This is a genomic window from Micromonospora halophytica, assembly GCF_900090245.1.
In the GTDB taxonomy this organism is placed as follows: domain Bacteria; phylum Actinomycetota; class Actinomycetes; order Mycobacteriales; family Micromonosporaceae; genus Micromonospora; species Micromonospora halophytica.
In genome coordinates, this window is sequence record NZ_FMDN01000001.1 from 485,807 (window position 1) to 500,918 (window position 15,112).

The 15,112-nt window shown below is 73.5% G+C and carries 14 protein-coding genes and 1 pseudogene; 7 read left to right on the top strand and 8 right to left on the bottom strand.

Features of this window, described 5'->3' with window-relative positions; genetic code table 11:
- Positions 1 to 106 precede the first annotated feature (106 nt).
- Genes GA0070560_RS02295 through GA0070560_RS02310 form a run of 4 tightly spaced genes read right to left on the bottom strand, consistent with a single transcriptional unit; the run spans position 107 to position 4,350 of the window.
- Complete coding sequence (locus GA0070560_RS02295; protein ID WP_091290601.1) at positions 107 to 916, bottom strand: inositol monophosphatase family protein; 810 nt, start codon at positions 914 to 916, stop codon at positions 107 to 109.
- A complete protein-coding gene (locus GA0070560_RS02300) occupies positions 909 to 1,361 on the bottom strand; it encodes a response regulator (protein WP_088976209.1) in 453 nt (150 codons plus the stop codon). The genes GA0070560_RS02295 and GA0070560_RS02300 overlap by 8 nt, the downstream gene beginning before the upstream one ends.
- A complete protein-coding gene (locus tag GA0070560_RS02305) occupies positions 1,358 to 3,109 on the bottom strand; it encodes a sensor histidine kinase (RefSeq protein WP_091290604.1) in 1,752 nt (583 codons plus the stop codon). Before GA0070560_RS02305 ends, GA0070560_RS02300 begins: the two co-directional genes overlap by 4 nt.
- A complete protein-coding gene (locus GA0070560_RS02310) occupies positions 3,106 to 4,350 on the bottom strand; it encodes a PP2C family protein-serine/threonine phosphatase (protein ID WP_170839242.1) in 1,245 nt (414 codons plus the stop codon). The genes GA0070560_RS02305 and GA0070560_RS02310 overlap by 4 nt, the downstream gene beginning before the upstream one ends.
- 239 nt (positions 4,351 to 4,589) lie before the next feature.
- Between GA0070560_RS02310 and GA0070560_RS02315 the strand changes: the two genes are divergently transcribed.
- The gene (locus tag GA0070560_RS02315) at positions 4,590 to 6,977 is read left to right on the top strand and encodes a M28 family peptidase (RefSeq protein WP_091290607.1); all 2,388 of its coding nucleotides are present in this window, start codon (positions 4,590 to 4,592) and stop codon (positions 6,975 to 6,977) included.
- A gap of 206 nt (positions 6,978 to 7,183) precedes the next feature.
- Complete coding sequence (gene surE, locus GA0070560_RS02320) at positions 7,184 to 8,110, top strand: 5'/3'-nucleotidase SurE (protein ID WP_211565728.1); 927 nt, start codon at positions 7,184 to 7,186, stop codon at positions 8,108 to 8,110.
- 123 nt (positions 8,111 to 8,233) lie between these two features.
- On the opposite strand, the gene GA0070560_RS02325 is transcribed toward surE, so the two are convergent.
- From GA0070560_RS02325 to GA0070560_RS02335, 3 genes are all read right to left on the bottom strand, one after another.
- Complete coding sequence (locus tag GA0070560_RS02325; protein WP_013736060.1) at positions 8,234 to 8,488, bottom strand: Smr/MutS family protein; 255 nt, start codon at positions 8,486 to 8,488, stop codon at positions 8,234 to 8,236.
- Positions 8,489 to 8,604: 116 nt separating this feature from the next.
- Complete coding sequence (locus GA0070560_RS02330) at positions 8,605 to 8,973, bottom strand: tetratricopeptide repeat protein (protein ID WP_091290614.1); 369 nt, start codon at positions 8,971 to 8,973, stop codon at positions 8,605 to 8,607.
- A 91-nt stretch (positions 8,974 to 9,064) separates the two neighbouring features.
- The gene (locus GA0070560_RS02335) at positions 9,065 to 9,832 is read right to left on the bottom strand and encodes an ROK family protein (protein WP_091290617.1); all 768 of its coding nucleotides are present in this window, start codon (positions 9,830 to 9,832) and stop codon (positions 9,065 to 9,067) included.
- A 92-nt stretch (positions 9,833 to 9,924) separates the two neighbouring features.
- On the opposite strand from GA0070560_RS02335, the gene GA0070560_RS02340 reads away from it, so the two are divergent.
- The 3 genes from GA0070560_RS02340 to GA0070560_RS02350 all read left to right on the top strand — a co-directional run bounded on the left by GA0070560_RS02340 (position 9,925) and on the right by GA0070560_RS02350 (position 12,817).
- Entirely contained in the window at positions 9,925 to 11,562 is a 1,638-nt protein-coding gene (locus GA0070560_RS02340) for an ABC-F family ATP-binding cassette domain-containing protein (protein WP_091290901.1), read from the top strand.
- A gap of 39 nt (positions 11,563 to 11,601) precedes the next feature.
- Positions 11,602 to 11,919, top strand: a complete 318-nt coding sequence (locus tag GA0070560_RS02345) for a hypothetical protein (protein ID WP_091290620.1) — start codon at positions 11,602 to 11,604, stop codon at positions 11,917 to 11,919.
- A 172-nt stretch (positions 11,920 to 12,091) separates the two neighbouring features.
- Entirely contained in the window at positions 12,092 to 12,817 is a 726-nt protein-coding gene (locus tag GA0070560_RS02350; protein WP_091290623.1) for a methyltransferase domain-containing protein, read from the top strand.
- 21 nt (positions 12,818 to 12,838) lie between these two features.
- Here GA0070560_RS02350 and GA0070560_RS02355 read toward each other — a convergent pair whose 3' ends face one another.
- Positions 12,839 to 13,855: a LacI family DNA-binding transcriptional regulator gene (locus GA0070560_RS02355; RefSeq protein WP_091290625.1), complete on the bottom strand. Its 1,017-nt coding sequence runs from the start codon at positions 13,853 to 13,855 to the stop codon at positions 12,839 to 12,841.
- A 144-nt stretch (positions 13,856 to 13,999) separates the two neighbouring features.
- On the opposite strand from GA0070560_RS02355, the pseudogene GA0070560_RS28980 reads away from it, so the two are divergent.
- Positions 14,000 to 14,589: pseudogene (locus GA0070560_RS28980) on the top strand (alpha-L-arabinofuranosidase); the annotation flags it as partial.
- Positions 14,584 to 15,087, top strand: coding sequence for a family 43 glycosylhydrolase (locus GA0070560_RS28985; protein WP_245675328.1), 504 nt, complete (start codon positions 14,584 to 14,586; stop codon positions 15,085 to 15,087). The pseudogene GA0070560_RS28980 and the gene GA0070560_RS28985, both read left to right, overlap by 6 nt.
- Positions 15,088 to 15,112: the final 25 nt, after the last annotated feature.

Below are 15,112 nucleotides of genomic sequence, written 5' to 3' on the forward strand. Positions count from 1 at the left end.
ACGCAGCCCGGTCGACCGGGCCCGTGACCACTCGGCTCATCGAGCATCGACACAGCGTTCCGACGCCGTCGCACAGCGCCGCGAAACCGGCGGCCGGCGCGGGCGCTCAGCCCCCGATCAGGGTGTCACGCACCTCGGTCCAGGTGTCCTCGTCGGCGGCGACGAGCAGCCCTCGGCCGTCGTCGGCCGGGTGGTAGTCGGTGCCGTCGAAGCGGCGGGCCACCCCGCCGGCCTCCCGGACCAGCAGCACGCCGGGAGCGTGGTCCCAGGGCAGGGTCCGCCAGAAGAGCACGAACTCCTGCTCCCGGGTGAGCAGGTCGAGGTACTCCCGGCCGGCGCAGTGCTGCCCGGGGAGCAGTTCGCCGATCCGCTCACCGCCGGCCTCGATCCGTTCCCGGGTGCCGGGGGGCAGGAACCGGGTCATCGCCGTGCCCCGCAGCCCGCCCGAGGCGACGGCAAGCTCGGCGACCCGCACCGGCCGGCCGTCCAGCCGGCTGCCCTCGCCCCGCCGGGCGTCCGCCAGGGTGTCGGCGAGCGGGTCCAGCACCCAGGCGGCGGTCAGTTCACCGTCGGTGAGCAGGGCGACCATCAGCGCGAACGGGCTCCGTCCACCGGCGAAGTTCCCGGTGCCGTCGACCGGGTCGACCAGCCAGACGTCGCCACCGTCGCGCAGGTGCCGCAGCAGCGACGGGTCCTCGGCGACCGCTTCCTCGCCGACCACCGCGGAGCCGGGCCGCAGCTCACGCAGCGCGGCGGAGATCTTCGCCTCCGCCCGCTGGTCGGCCACCGTGACCAGGTCGCCGGGGGCCTTCTCGGTGACGTCGGCGTCGTCCAAGTGGCGGAACAGGGGCAGCACGACCTCTGCCGCGGTCTCCCGCAGCAGCTCGCCGACCTGGTCCCGCAGCCGGTCAGCCACGCGGCGGGAGCTTGACCACGCTGACGAAGAACTCGTCGATCTGCCGGACCACCGAGATGAAACGCTCGAAGTCCACCGGCTTGGTCACGTAGGCGTTGGCGTGCAGCTGGTAGCTGCGCAGGATGTCCTCGTCGGCCTGGGAGGTGGTGAGCACGACCACCGGGATCCGGCAGAGCTGATCGTCCTTCTTGATCTCCTCCAGCACCTCCCGCCCGTCGCGGCGCGGCAGGTTCAGGTCGAGCAGGATCAGATCGGGCAGCACCGCGTCCGCGTACTGCCCCTCGCGCCGCAGGTAGGCCAGCGCCTCGGCGCCGTCGGAGACGACGGTCAGCCGGTTGCGGAGCTTGTGCTCCTCGAACGCCTCCTGGGTCATCAGCACGTCGCCCGGGTCGTCCTCGACGAGCAGGACCTCGATCGGGCTGTTGCCGTCCGCCGGCACCGTCATCCCACCGTCTCCCTCATGCCACCCGTTGTACCCTGCTCCGACGTCCCGTCGGGCGTACTCCCGTCCGCCGCGCCGTCCGGCTGCCGGTCGACCGGGGCCGACGCGTCGGCCGGGGCCGCGTCCTCGGCGCCGTCGGCGTCCACCGGGACGTCCCCGGTCGACTCCTCGGCCGCGGCGGCCTCGGCCTTCGCCGCCTCGACGTCCTCGGGGCGCGCCGGGAGGGTGAACCGGATCGCGGTGCCCTCGTCGACGGCGGTGTCGACCCAGACCCGGCCGCCGTGATACTCGACGATCTTCTTGACGATCGCCAGGCCGATGCCGGTGCCCGGGTACGCGTCCTTGGAGTGCAGCCGCTGGAAGATCACGAAGATCTTGTCGGCGAACTCCGGCTCGATCCCGATGCCGTTGTCCTGGCAGCTGATCTCCCACTCGTCGTCGACCAGCCGGGCGGAGACGTGCACCTTCGGGGCGACGTCGGGCCGGCGGAACTTCACCGAGTTGCTGACCAGGTTGGCCAGCAGGTTGGTCAGCAGCGGCTCCTCGCCCCGGATGGTGGGCATCGGGCCCCAGGTCAGCTCGGCGTCGGCGTACTGGCGGGCGGCCTCGGTCTGCCCGGCCACGTCGCCCATCACCTTGTCCAGGTCGACCTCGGTGAAGCCGCTGGTGAGGCGGCCGATCCGGGAGAAGGCGAGCAGGTCGTTGATCAGGCGCTGCATCCGCTGCGCGCCGTCGACCGCGAAGGCGATGTACTGGTCGGCCCGCTCGTCGAGCTGCCCGGCGTAGCGCCGCTGGAGCAGCTGGCAGAAGCTCGCCACCTTGCGCAGCGGCTCCTGGAGGTCGTGCGAGGCGACGTACGCGAACTGCTCCAGGTCCCGGTTGGAGCGGGTCAGCTCCTCGGCCTGCTTCTGCAGCTGGCTGTTGACCCACTCGATGTTCTGGCGCGCCTCGCGCACCTCGTCCAGCTCCCGGGCGATCTTCTGCCGCATGGCGTCGACGTCGTCGGCGAGCCGGCGGAACTCCGGTGGGCCGGACCCCTCGATGTGGTGCCGGTAGTCGCCACCGGCGACCTCCCGCACCTGCAGGGCCAGCCCGGTCAGCGGCCGGATCACCATCCGGTCCAGCGAGAGCACCAGCAGCACGCCGGCGACCGCGATCACCACCGCCGCGATGATCAGCAGGACGACCAGGAAGTTGCTGCTCTGGTAGACCTTCTGCGCGGTGCGGTTGCGCTCGGCGAAGATCTCCTCCTGGAGCACCTCGGCCGAGGCCCGGATGTCGTCGAACTGCTGCCGGGCCTGGTCGGTGATGAGCGCCTGCCCGGCCTCCGTGCCGTCGCGTTCGGTCGTGGCGATCACCGGCTCGGCGATGGTCCGTCGCCAGTCGGCCGACTGCTGCTCCACGACCCGCAGCTCACGCTGGATGGCCGGGTAGTCGCCGATGAGCTTGTTCATCGCGGCGACCGTGTCGCGTTCCTGCCTCAGACCGGTCTCGTACGGGGCGAGGTCGGCCCGGTCGCCGCTGACCGCGTAACCCCGGACGGCGGTCTCCTGGTCGAGCAGGGCGTTGAGCAGCTCCTGGCCCTGCACCCGCAGCGGCCCGGTCTTGATCAGCACCGCGTCCATGTTCTGCCGGGTCTTGGTGGCCAGCGCGGCCTCCGCCGCCGCCAGGCCCAGCAGCAGCGCCACCACCACGGTGAGCAGCGCGAGCACCCGCCGCCGCAGGGTCCAGCCCTGGCGGTAGGTGTTCACCGGCCACCACCCCGGGTGACCAGGAGCATGGCGACGTCGTCGGCGAGCGGACCACCGTTGATCTGCTCCGCCCGGCCGACCAGCCACGCCGGCAGCTCGGCCAGCGGCACCGTGTGGTTGGCCGGGTCCTCCAGCAGACCGGCGAGCCCCGGCACGTCCAGCCGGTCGTCGCTGTCGCCCACCCGCCCCTCGATCAGGCCGTCGGTGTACATCAGCAGGGACCAGTCATCGGTGTCGAACTCCAGGTCGAACGCTACGGGCCGGCGCGGTCGTACGCCGAGGAGCAGGCCGCCGGGCGCCGGAACGGGCGCGACCTTGCCCCCGAAGAGCAGCAGCGGCGGCGGGTGACCGGCCAGCCGGACGGTGGCCCGGTTGGCGTCCAGGTCCAGCCGTACGGTGGCGACGGTCGCGAAGATCTCCTGGAGCCGACGCTCGCTCATCAGCACCTGTTCCAACGCCGGCAGCACCTCGTCGTCGGGGACACCGGCCAGGATCAGCGCCCGCCAGGCGACCCGGAGCTCGACGCCGAGCGCCGCCTCGTCCACGCCGTGCCCGCAGACGTCACCGACGATCAGGTCGACCCGGTCGGGCCGGGTCTGCACGACGTCGAAGAAGTCCCCGCCGATCAGGGCGGCGTGCCGGCCGGGACGGTAGAAGGTGTGCACCGACACCTCGTCGGTGGACATCAGCGGCTGGGGTAGCAGGCCGCGTTCCAGGCGGGCCGACTCGGCCTGGCGCAGCTCGACCTCGCGCAGCCGGCGGGCGTTCTCGTCGGCCCGCTTGCGCTCCACGGCGTAGCGCAGCGCCCGGGTCAGCAGCACCCCGTCGACCTGGCCCTTGACCAGGTAATCCTGCGCGCCCTCGGCGACCGCGACGATGCCCAGGTGCTCGTCGGAGCGGCCGGTCAGCACACAGACCGCCGCGCCGCTGGACATCTCCAGCACCTTGCGCAGGCCGTCCAGGCCCTGCGCGTCCGGAAGCCCGAGGTCGAGCAGGACGCAGTCCACGCCGGCCACCCGCTGGCGCGCCTCGCTCAGACTGGTGGCGACCAGCAGGTCGATCATCGAGTTGGTCTCGGCGAGCAGTTCACCGACCAGGAAGGCGTCACCCTCGTCGTCCTCGACCAGCAGCACCCGCAGTCGCTCACCGGGCGGCAGGTTCGGGTTACGCCCGAGACCGCCCTGCGGGTACGGCGCGACTGAGGGACCGGCCGTGCCGGGCCCCCGGTGCGGCCGGGTCACCGCCGCGAGACGCGGGAGTTCGCTGGTGATGTCGGGCTCCTTCCGAGTGCCCTGCTGATCCTGTATCAGACAACGGTCGCACACAACATGAGCACGACGGCACGGGCGTACCCGGGCAAGGCAGTCACCGAGTGAACGTTCGGGCGGACGACCGGTCACGGATCGGCACCGGGTGTCGCGGATCACTGTGCGGCGGTGCAGGATGGGCCCACCCCCGCCCCACCGGAGAGGAGTCCGCCGTGGGCGTACCCCGAGTCCCCGCCGCCGACCGGGCCCTGGCGCGCCCGCGTCACCGGCCGCTCGCCGCGCTCGTCGCGCTGGTCGCGCTGCTCGCGGTCGGCGCCGCCGTCCTGGTCGACCTGCGGACGCCCGCACCCCGACCGGCGGACGCCCCGGCCGGGGAGTTCAGCGCCGGGCGGGCGTACCGGACGGTGGAGACGATCGCGGCCCGGCCGCACGTGGCCGGCAGCGCCGCCAACGACCAGGTACGCGAGCACCTGGTCGGCGCGCTGCGCGGGTTGGGCCTGGAGACCGAGGTGCAGGACACCGTGGCCGACGAGGCGGGTCAGCTCAGCGGGGCGGCCGCCGGGGCCACCCTGGCCCGGGTCCGCAACGTGGTGGCCCGGCTGCCCGGAACCACCCCGACCGGCCGGGTGTTCCTGGTGGCGCACTACGACTCGGTGCAGTCCGGGCCGGGCGGCAACGACGACGGCGCCGGCACCTCCACCATTCTGGAGGTGGCCCGCGCGCTGGCCGCCGGCCCCCGGCCGCGCAACGACATCGTCTTCGTGCTGACCGACGCCGAGGAGGCCTGCCTCTGCGGGGCGTCGGCGTTCGCCTCGCAGCACCCGCTGGCTGCGGACGGCGGGGTGGTGCTCAACCTGGAGGCGCGCGGGTCCACCGGACCCGTGATCATGTTCGAGACGTCCCGGGACAACGCGAAGCTGGTGGACGTCTTCGGCCGGGCCGCCCCGCACCCGGTGGGCACCTCGTTCGCGGTGGAGATCTACCGGGCACTGCCCAACGACACCGACTTCACCGCGTTCCTGGACGAGGACTTCGTCGGGCTGAACTCGGCGTACATCGACGGTGGGGCGATCTACCACACCCCGTTGGACACCCCGGCGAGCATGGACCGGGGCAGCCTCCAGCAGCACGGGGACAACGCGTTGGGGCTGGCGCGGGAGTTCGGGCGTACCGACCTCACCGCCCTGCGCGCCGGGCACGACGCCACCTACTTCCCCGTCCCGGGTGGGCTGGTCCGCTACCCCGGCTGGCTGACCTGGCCGCTCGCCGGGCTGGCGGTGGCGGCGGTGCTGGGGCTGGCCTGGCGGGCCCGGCGGCGCGGCCGGGCCACGGCCGGCCGGCTGGCGGCCGGTTTCGGGCTGGCGCTGGTGCCGGTGGTCGCCGCGCCGCTCGCCGCCCAGCTGCTCTGGGCCGGGATCACCACGCTCCGCCCCGGCTACGCCGAACTGCTCGACCCGTACCGGCCGGTCTGGTACCGGCTGGCCGTGGTGGCGCTGGCCGCCGCGATCCTCTTCGCCTGGTACGCGCTCACCCGCCGCCGGGTCGGCCCGGCCGCCCTGGCGGTCGGCGGGCTGGGCTGGCTCGCCCTGATCGGGGTGGCGCTGGCCGCGACCGTGCCGGGCGGGGCGTACCTGGCGATCCTGCCGGCCCTGGCCGGCGCGGTGGCCGGCCTGGTCGCGCTGGCCACCCGGGTCGACGGCCCGTGGCCGGTGGCCGCGGTGACCCTCGCCGGCGCGGTGGCCGTGGTGATCCTGCTGCCGACGGTGGTGCTGCTCTTCCCGGCCCTCGGCATGGGGATGGGCGGGGTGGCGGCGCTCTTCGCGGTGCTGCTCGGCCTGGCCGCGCTGCCGGTGGTGGACCTGCTGCACCCGGCGGCCGGCGGCCAGCGCGGCACGGTCGCCGGCCGCGCCCGCCGGGCGGGCGCGCTGCCGGCGCTCGCCGCCGGGCTCGCGGCGGTGGTGCTCGCCGGGGTCGGCCTGCGGGTGGACCGTTTCGACGCCGCGCACCCGGTGCCCACCCATCTGATGTACGCCCTGGACGCCGGCACCGGGCAGGCCCGTTGGCTCAGCCACGAGGAGGACCCGCAGCCCTGGACGGACGGGTACGTGGACGAGGTCGAGACGGTCGAGGACTTCCCGGGGCTCGGTGACGCCGAACTGCGCGCCGGTGCCGCCCCGGCGGCGAATCTGCCCGCACCGAAGCTGGAGGTGCTGGCCGACACCACGGCCGGCGCAGAACGGACCCTGCGCCTGCGCCTGGTGCCGCAGCGGTCGGTCCGGCTGGCCTCGCTGCACGTGGAGACCGCCGGTCCGGGTGGCGCGGACGTCACCGCGGCGACGGTGGCCGGCAGGCCGGTCGAGATCGAACAGCGGCACCTGGACGGCCGCTGGTGGGGCGTGGTGTTCCACGCACCGCCGGCGGAGGGGGTCGAGGTCACCCTGACCCTGCGACCACGCGGTGGGCAGGTGCGGCTGCGGGCGATGGACGCCAGTGACGGCCTCGACGCGCTGCCCGGCTTCCGGCCCCGCCCGCCGGACGTCGGGGTGGTCGGCTCGCACAGCTCGGAGATGCTGGCGGTGGCCCGGACGTACCCGCTCTGAGCGACTCGGTACCGGTCTGCCCGGCGATGGCGCAGGTCCTGCTCGGCGCCCGCTCGTCGCCCGCCCCACCCGTCACGACTGACCGTCTACACTCGACACTCGCCCACCGTGTACACCCCGGGGCATTCGCGCCTACTGCTGTCAGCCGCACGCCCCTGGCACGGGGTGGTGTCCGGTCCGGGGTGGAACCTCGAAGAGGAGTTGCCTTGAGCACAACTCGTCGTCTCGGCCCCCTCGTCCTCGCCCTGGCCGTCGCCGCGGTCGCGTCGTTCGACGCCGCCGCCGTCGCCCAGCCCAGTCACGAGTCCGGCCAGCAGTCCGACCACCGCCGCCTGCGGATCCTCGTCACCAACGACGACGGCTGGATCGGACCGGGCGGATCGAGCACCCCACTGATCGCGGCACTGCGCGACGCCCTCGTCGCCGACGGCCACCAGGTCACCGTCGTCGCCCCGGCGACCAACCAGAGCGGCACCGGAACGTTGATCACCTATCCGACGGTGAACCTCGCCAACCCCGAACCCGGCGTGTGGACCGTGACGGGCACGCCCAGCGACGCGGTGATCGTCGGCCTCGACGCCCTGTTCCGGAGCGAACCACCCGACCTCGTCGTGTCCGGGATCAACCCCGGCGGGAACTACAGCTCAATCGTCAACCACTCCGGGACCGTCGGCGCAGCGACCATGGCCCTGGAGAACGACGTTCCCGCGATCGCCGTGAGCATCGACGGCAAGACCCGCGAGCAGTCCGTGGCGCTCAAGGACCAGGTCGCCGAGTACACCAGTGACGTCGTGGCGGCGCTCGCCCGACGCGCCCGGGACGGTGCCGTCCTTCCCGCGGGGCTCGGCCTGAACATCAACTACCCCGGAACCGCCGCGGCCAGGGGCACGAGCCTGACGCACGTCGACCCGAACAGTTACCTCCGTTTCGGATTCACCAACACCACCGGGGCGCCCGGCCAGCCCGGGACGTACGCCCTGACGCTCGGCGGGCCCACGGGCACGCCTGAGCCCGGCAGCGACTGGAGCGCACTCCAGGCCGACAAGGTCAGCATCACCCCGATCGACGCCGACCTCAGCGCGAACCCACGCGACGTGGCCCGCGTGCAGTTCCTGGAGCGCGTCGCTCCCTGACCGCTCAGCCGTCCGCCGCAGCCCAGGTGACAACGCCCACCCGTCCCACCGGGCCGGACAGCTCGAGGCTCGGCCCACGACTGCGCGGGCCGAGCCTCGTCCTCCGGCGCGGAAGGAGGATCGTCACTTCCAGCGGAAGTGCACGAAGAGGCGGCCGAAGTTCTTCGAGTCCTTCTCGACCCGGTGGTAGAGCTGCTTGACGTCCTTCTGGTCGAGGAACCGCAGCACCCGCTTCTTGAGCTGGCCGGAGCCCTTGCCCGGGATGATCTCGACCAGGGTGGCCTTCTTCGCCACCGCCTCGTCCATGATCCCGCGCAGCGCCCGGTCGATGTCGTGGCCCTTGTTGAAGATGTCGTGCAGGTCCAGCTTCAGCTTCATGCCCCGCCCACCCCCGGCTCAGGTCCCATGACCGCCATCGTATTCCGGCCCGCCGTTCGGCCCCGGACACGCGTCGGGGCAGCCCCGCAGGGCTGCCCCGACCTCCGCGTCGCCGCTCAGCGACCGCCGCCGACCCGGCTCTCGACCCGGCGCAGCGCGGTCGCGTAGTCGTCGTTGGTGGAGTGCATCGCCGCGGCGATCCGCAGGTGCCGCAGCGCGTCGGCGTGCCGGTTCAGCCGCTCCAACGTCCGGCCCAGAACGTGGTGGGCGTAGTGGTCGCTCGGGTCCCGCTCGACCAGCTCGCGCAACTGCTCCTCGGCCCGGCCCAGCTGGGCCGACTGGAAGTACGCCCGGGCCAGCAGCTGGCGTACCGAGGAGTTGCCGGGCTCGGCCTCGACGATCGGTTCGAGCAGCCGGGCCGCCCCGGTCGGGTCACCTGATTCGAAGAACATGGTCGCCCGCCGGTAGTCCGCCAGAAGATCCATCCCGACCCCTCCTCGTGTCACGCCGCCCTGGGTTCGACGCTGGCACAACACCGGCCGGACCGCGAGTGTTCCTGCGCGGGAAACGCCCGGGTCAGGGGGTCGGACGGCGGTCGCCGAGCAGGTCCCAGGCCCGGACACCGCCGACGATTCCGGCCGTGTTCGGTACGACCACGACGTCGTCGCCCATCCGGGCCAACTGCTCCGGACGGATCAGCCGGGAGTTGCCGCCACCCAGGTAGAGCCGGTCCCAGCGGAAAACCGGGCGCAGCCCGTCCACCACCTGCCGGATCCGGCGGGACCAGAACGCGTCACCCAGCCGGCGGCGCTCCGGCTCCCCCACGTACGTGTCGTAGGTGGTGCCCCAGCGCACCGGGGCGTGGGACAGCTCCAGGTGCGGGGCGAGCACACCGCCGTCGAAGAGCGCACTGCCCAGCCCGGTGCCGAGGGTCAGCACCAGCTCGCAGCCGGTCCCGGCGACCACCCCCGCGCCGTGCACCTCGGCGTCGTTGAGCACCAGCGTCGGCACCCCGAAGGTGTCGGTCAGCGCGGCGCGGGCGTCGTACCCGGACCACTCGGCGACCAGCTCCGGGTCGACCCGGCTGCGCGGGCCGGAGCGGGTGACGTAGTGCGGGGTGGCCACCACCACGCCGTGCCGGATCATGCCGGGCATCCCGACGGTCACCCGGTCCGCCGCCGGCAGCCGCCCGCCCAGCTCGACGAGGGTCTTGACGAAGAGCGCCGGCGGCAGCGGGTACGGCGTGGGCACCCGCAGCGGGCGGGCCCGCATGGTGCCGGCCGCGTCCAGCACGGAGGCCTTGATCCCGCCGCCGCCGCAGTCGATCGCCAGAGTGGTCACCACGGGAGTGAGTGTGCCTCGCGTCCACCGACCCCGTGCGGCGGGCCGGTTATCCGGTCGGCCGGCCCGGACCGCCCCGGTACGCTCAGCTCCTCATGAGCGCCACGCTGATCGCCAAGGGTCTCGCCGCCGGCCACGGCGACCGCCTCCTCTTCTCCGACCTCGACCTGGTCGTCGCCCCCGGCGACGTGGTCGGGCTGGTCGGCGTCAACGGGGCCGGCAAGTCGACGCTGCTGCGCACCCTCGCCGGGCTCCAGCCCGTCGAGCAGGGCGGCATCTCGCTGAATCCGCCCACCGCCACCGTCGGCTACCTCCCCCAGGAGCCGGAGCGCCGGCCGGGCGAGACGGTCCGCGACTTCCTCGCCCGGCGAACCGGGGTGACCGCGGCGCAGGCGACGCTGGACGCCGCCACCGAGGCGCTCAGCGTGGGCGCGGCCGGCGCCGACGACGCGTACGCCGAGGCGCTCGAACGCTGGCTCGACCTCGGCGGCGCCGACCTGGACGAACGCGCCGAGCAGGTCGCCGCCGAGCTGGGGCTCACCGTCGACCTGGACCACCTGATGACCGGTCTCTCCGGCGGCCAGGCGGCCCGGGCCGGGCTGGCCTCGCTGCTGCTCAGCCGGTACGACGTCTTCCTGCTCGACGAGCCCACCAACGACCTGGACCTGGCCGGCCTGGAGCGGCTGGAGGGGTTCGTCACCGGGCTGCGCGCCGGCACGGTGCTGGTCAGCCACGACCGCGAGTTCCTCACCCGCACGGTGACCCGGGTGCTGGAGCTGGACCTGGTCCAGCAGCAGATCCGGCTCTACGGCGGCGGCTACACCGCGTACCTGGAGGAGCGGGAGGTGGCCCGCCGCCAGGCCCGCGCCGAGTACGAGGAGTACGCCGACACGAAGGCCGGGTTGGAGGCGCGGGCCCGGACCCAGCGGTCCTGGATGGAGAAGGGCGTGAAGAACGCCCGGCGCAAGGCCACCGACAACGACAAGATCGGCCGCAAGTTCCGCGCCGAGGCGACCGAGAAGCAGGCGGCGAAGGCCCGGCAGACGGAAAAGTTGATTGAGCGGCTGGACGTGGTGGAGGAGCCCCGCAAGGAGTGGGAGCTGCGGATGGAGATCGCCGCCGCTCCCCGGGCCGGCGCCGTGGTGGCCGCGCTGCGCGGCGCCGTCGTCCGCCGGGGCGGCTTCACCCTCGGCCCGGTGGACCTCCAGATCGACTGGGCCGACCGGGTGGCGATCACCGGGGCGAACGGCTCCGGCAAGAGCACACTGCTCGCCGCGCTGCTGGGTCGGCTGCCGCTCGACTCCGGGCACGCCTCGCTCGGCCCCGGAGTGGTGGTCGGCGAGGTCGACCAGGCCCGCGGGCTCTTCCTCGGCGAGCAGCCCCTGCTGGACGCGTTCGGCGCGGCCGTACCCGAGCTGGCCCCGGCGGACGTCCGCACGCTGCTGGCCAAGTTCGGCCTGCGCGCGGCGCATGTGCTGCGGCCGGCGGCGACCCTGTCGCCGGGCGAGCGGACCCGCGCGGCGCTGGCCCTGTTGCAGGGGCGCGGGGTCAACCTGCTGGTGCTGGACGAGCCGACGAATCACCTGGACCTGCCGGCGATCGAGCAGTTGGAGTCGGCCCTGGCGCACTACGCCGGGACGCTGCTGCTGGTCACCCACGACCGGCGGATGCTGGACGCGGTGAGCGTCAACCGGCGGCTGCGGGTGGACGCCGGACGGATCGCCGAGGATTGATCCCGTGCCGACCTGCTCGCGCGGGGTGACAATGACTCCATGCTCAAGTGGGAGTACGCGCTGCTGGTCCGCCGCCGCCAGGCGGCCACCGACGACACCGGCTGGGAGATCGTCTTCATCTGGTACGGCCCGGACGGCTCGATGGTCGACGTGACACCGTACGGAGACACCGCGCTGGCCCACCTCAACCGGGCCGGCGACCAGGGCTGGGAACTCGTGGCGATGAGCGAGGACCCGTCCCTGCCGGGCAACAACGAGCTGCACCGGTACCACCTCAAGCGACCCAGGACGATCGCCGCGCCGCGCCAGCGGATCCGGGGTGGCGTCCGGGCCCCCCGGCGCACCATCTCCGGCTGATCCGTCGCACGCCGCGTCGCGCCGCCGCGTGATCCACTCCGGTTCGGCGACATGGCGGTGTCCGAGCGACGCGGATACCGCCATGTCGCCGCACTGGAGTCGTTACCGACTGGGTCCGGGCCGGGCGGGCATGTCCGGCGGATTTCGGGGTAACGCGGCCCGGGAGGTGGCCATGGTCGCGCTGGCTCAGACACCGCCCTCGGCCGAGCGGCTGCGGGCGATCGACGGATTCCTGGCCGAGTCCTGGGCGGACCAGGCCCGGCACGACGAGCGGCTGCGCCGGATCGCGGTCGAGGTGCGGTTCGACCGGGGGGTGGCCCACCTGACCGGCGAGGTCGCCGAGGCGGCAGACCTGCGCCTGGTCCGGGACCTGGTCGGCCGGCTGGCCGGTGTCTACGGGGTCTGGGACCGGGTCCGCGTCGCCGGGCGGGACCCGGTGGTGGTGGACCTGGGCTGCGGCGGCCAGAAGCAGTACCCCACCAACCTCGGGCTGGACATCTTCCCCGCGCCCGGGGTGGACGCGGTGGCCGACCTGTCCGGCTCGCTGCCGCTGGCCACCGACTCGGTGGACGCGCTCTTCGCGGTGCACATCCTGGAGCACCTGATCGACTTCCTGCCGCTGGTGGACGAGTGCCACCGGGTGCTCCGCCCCGGCGGCGTGCTGCATGTGATGAGTCCCTGGTGGGGGCACGTCAACGCGGTCGCCGACCCGACCCATGTCCGGCTGCTGGACGTGCAGACCTTCAAGGGGATCTGCGGCCAGCGTCCGCCGGGCACCCCGCGCTGGTACCCGCTGCACGCCGGCTGCGACGGCGCGTCGATCTTCGCCGACCTCACTCCCCTGCCGCCAGGGGCCGACCCACCCACCCCCACCCACCTCGCCCGCTTCTTCGACTGACCACCGGCTCCGGGGCTCCGGTCAGGCCTGCGCCCGGCCCTCGGTGGACTCGCGCAGTTCGAGGCGGTACGGCACCGACAGCTCACGCGCCGGGGCGGCACGCTCACCGGCGAGCCGGCCGGCGAGGAGTTCCACCGCGAGGCGGGCGATGACCTCCTTGTCCGGCGAGACGGTGCTCAGCGTGGGGACGGAGAACCGCCCGTCCTCGACGTCGTCGAAGCCGGCCACCGCGACGTCGTCGGGGACCCGCAGCCGCGCCTCGTGCAGGGCACGCAGCGCGCCGAGGGCGAGGGTGTCGTTGAAGCAGAAGACGGCGTCGGGCCGGGCACCGGAGGCGAGCAGCCGCCGCATCGCGGCCGCCCCGTCGGCCCGGTGCCAGGCGGCGGCCGGGGCGACCAGACTCTCGTCGTAGGGCAGGCCGGCGGCGGCCAGTGCGGCACGGTAGCCCTCCAGCCGGAGCCGGGCGCTGGCTCCCTCGGGGGTGCGCTGCGCGCCGATCGCGGCGATCCGACGCCGCCCCAGGCCGATCAGGTGGGCGGTGACCTCGCGTGCGGCGGCCACGTTGTCGACCGCCACGTGGTCGGCGGGGCCGTGGTCGACCCGCTCCCCGACCAGCACCATGGGTATTCCGTCCAGGCCGGTGAGGTCGTCCGCCGTGAGCGCCAACGGGCTGAAGATGAGCCCGTCGATCATGTGGTCGCCGATGCCCGAGGCGGCCACCCGCTCCTGTTCCGGGCCGCCGCCGGTCTGGTCGACCAGCACCGTCCAGCCGTGTACGCCGGCGGCGGTGACCACGTGCCGGGCCAGCTCCGCGAAGTACGGCATGTCCAGCTCCGGGACGGCGAGGGCGATCACTCCGGTACGCCCCGTGCGCAGGTTGCGGGCGGACAGGTTGGGCCGGTAGTTGAGTTCGGCGATGGCCTCCTCCACCCGGGCCCGGGTGTCCGGTCGCACGTGCACGTAGCCGTTCACCACGTTCGACACGGTCTTGACCGACACGCCGGCCCGTTCGGCCACGTCCTTGAGCCTGTGTCGCACGACCTCGTCCTCCCGCGGGTGCCGGGTGCCAGGCCCGGACTCTACCGCGCGACGGCATCTTTACAACGTTGGTTACAACGTTGTACAAACCTGGGGTACGGCGTGACCGGCGTCACCCGACACCGGTGAGGAAAGGTGGCACCCTTGCGCAGCGCCCAGCTGACCATCGACCCGGCCTTCGCGATCGGCCCGGCCGACCGGCGGATCTTCGGCTCCCTCGTCGAGCACATGGGGCGCTGCGTCCACGGCGGCGTCTACGAGCCCGGCCACCCGCACGCCGACGAGCGCGGGCTGCGCCGTGACGTGCTCGAGCTGACCCGCGAGCTGGGCGTCTCGGTGGTCCGCTACCCCGGCGGCAACTTCGTCTCCGGATACCGCTGGGAGGACGGCGTCGGCCCGGTCGGCGACCGTCCGCGCCGGCTCGACCTGGCCTGGAAGACGATCGAGACCAACGCCTTCGGGCTGAACGAGTTCATGGCCTGGGCCGGCGAGGCCGGGGTGGAGCCGATGATGGCGGTCAACCTGGGCACCCGGGGCGTCCAGGAAGCCTGCGACCTGTTGGAGTACGCCAACCATCCGGGCGGCACCCACCTGTCCGACCTGCGCCGCGAGCACGGTGTCGAGCACCCGTACGGGGTGCGGCTCTGGTGCCTCGGCAACGAGCTGGACGGCCCCTGGCAGGTCGCGCCGACGAGTACGGCCGGCTCGCCGCCGAGACCGCCCGCGCCATGAAGCTCTGGCTGCTCTGGAAGAACGACGGCAACGCCGTCGGGGCGGACACCTGGATCTGGTCGCAGCGGCTCTCCGCCGACGGGCTGCGCCTGGTGGGGGAGCCGACGAGGCTGCTGCGGCAGACCGAGCCCTGGGAGGGTGCCCTGGTCGAGGGGCCGTTCCTGCACCGGCAGGACGGCAGGCTGTACCTCTTCTACGCGGCGAACGCCTACGACCAGGCCCGTTACGCCGAGGGTTACGCGGTCTGCGAGAGCCCCGCCGGCCCCTGCGTGAAGGCGGCGGAGAACCCGATCCTCAAGGCCAACGGGGTCGCCACCGGTCCCGGCCACGCCTCGATGGTGGTCAAGGACGGCCGGACCTGGCTGGTCTACCACGCCTGGCCGCCGGGCCGGGAGGGCAGCACCGACCCGGGCCGCCAGGTCTGGCTCGACGAGGTGATCTGGACCGACGGCAGACCGGTGGTGCGGGGCCCGAACGCGGATCCCCAGCCGAGGCCGTGATCCACTCCGGCCACGACCCGGCGTG

Bases quoted from the DNA above. Each gene is read 5' to 3' on its own strand.
- GA0070560_RS02340 (WP_091290901.1), top strand. From the start codon at position 9,925: ATGAGCGCCACGCTGATCGCCAAGGGTCTCGCCGCCGGCCACGGCGAC.
- GA0070560_RS28985 (WP_245675328.1), top strand. From the start codon at position 14,584: ATGAAGCTCTGGCTGCTCTGGAAGAACGACGGCAACGCCGTCGGGGCG.
- GA0070560_RS02300 (WP_088976209.1), bottom strand. From the start codon at position 1,361: ATGACGGTGCCGGCGGACGGCAACAGCCCGATCGAGGTCCTGCTCGTC.
- GA0070560_RS02350 (WP_091290623.1), top strand. From the start codon at position 12,092: ATGGTCGCGCTGGCTCAGACACCGCCCTCGGCCGAGCGGCTGCGGGCG.
- GA0070560_RS02345 (WP_091290620.1), top strand. From the start codon at position 11,602: ATGCTCAAGTGGGAGTACGCGCTGCTGGTCCGCCGCCGCCAGGCGGCC.
- GA0070560_RS02325 (WP_013736060.1), bottom strand. From the start codon at position 8,488: ATGAAGCTGAAGCTGGACCTGCACGACATCTTCAACAAGGGCCACGAC.
- GA0070560_RS02330 (WP_091290614.1), bottom strand. From the start codon at position 8,973: ATGGATCTTCTGGCGGACTACCGGCGGGCGACCATGTTCTTCGAATCA.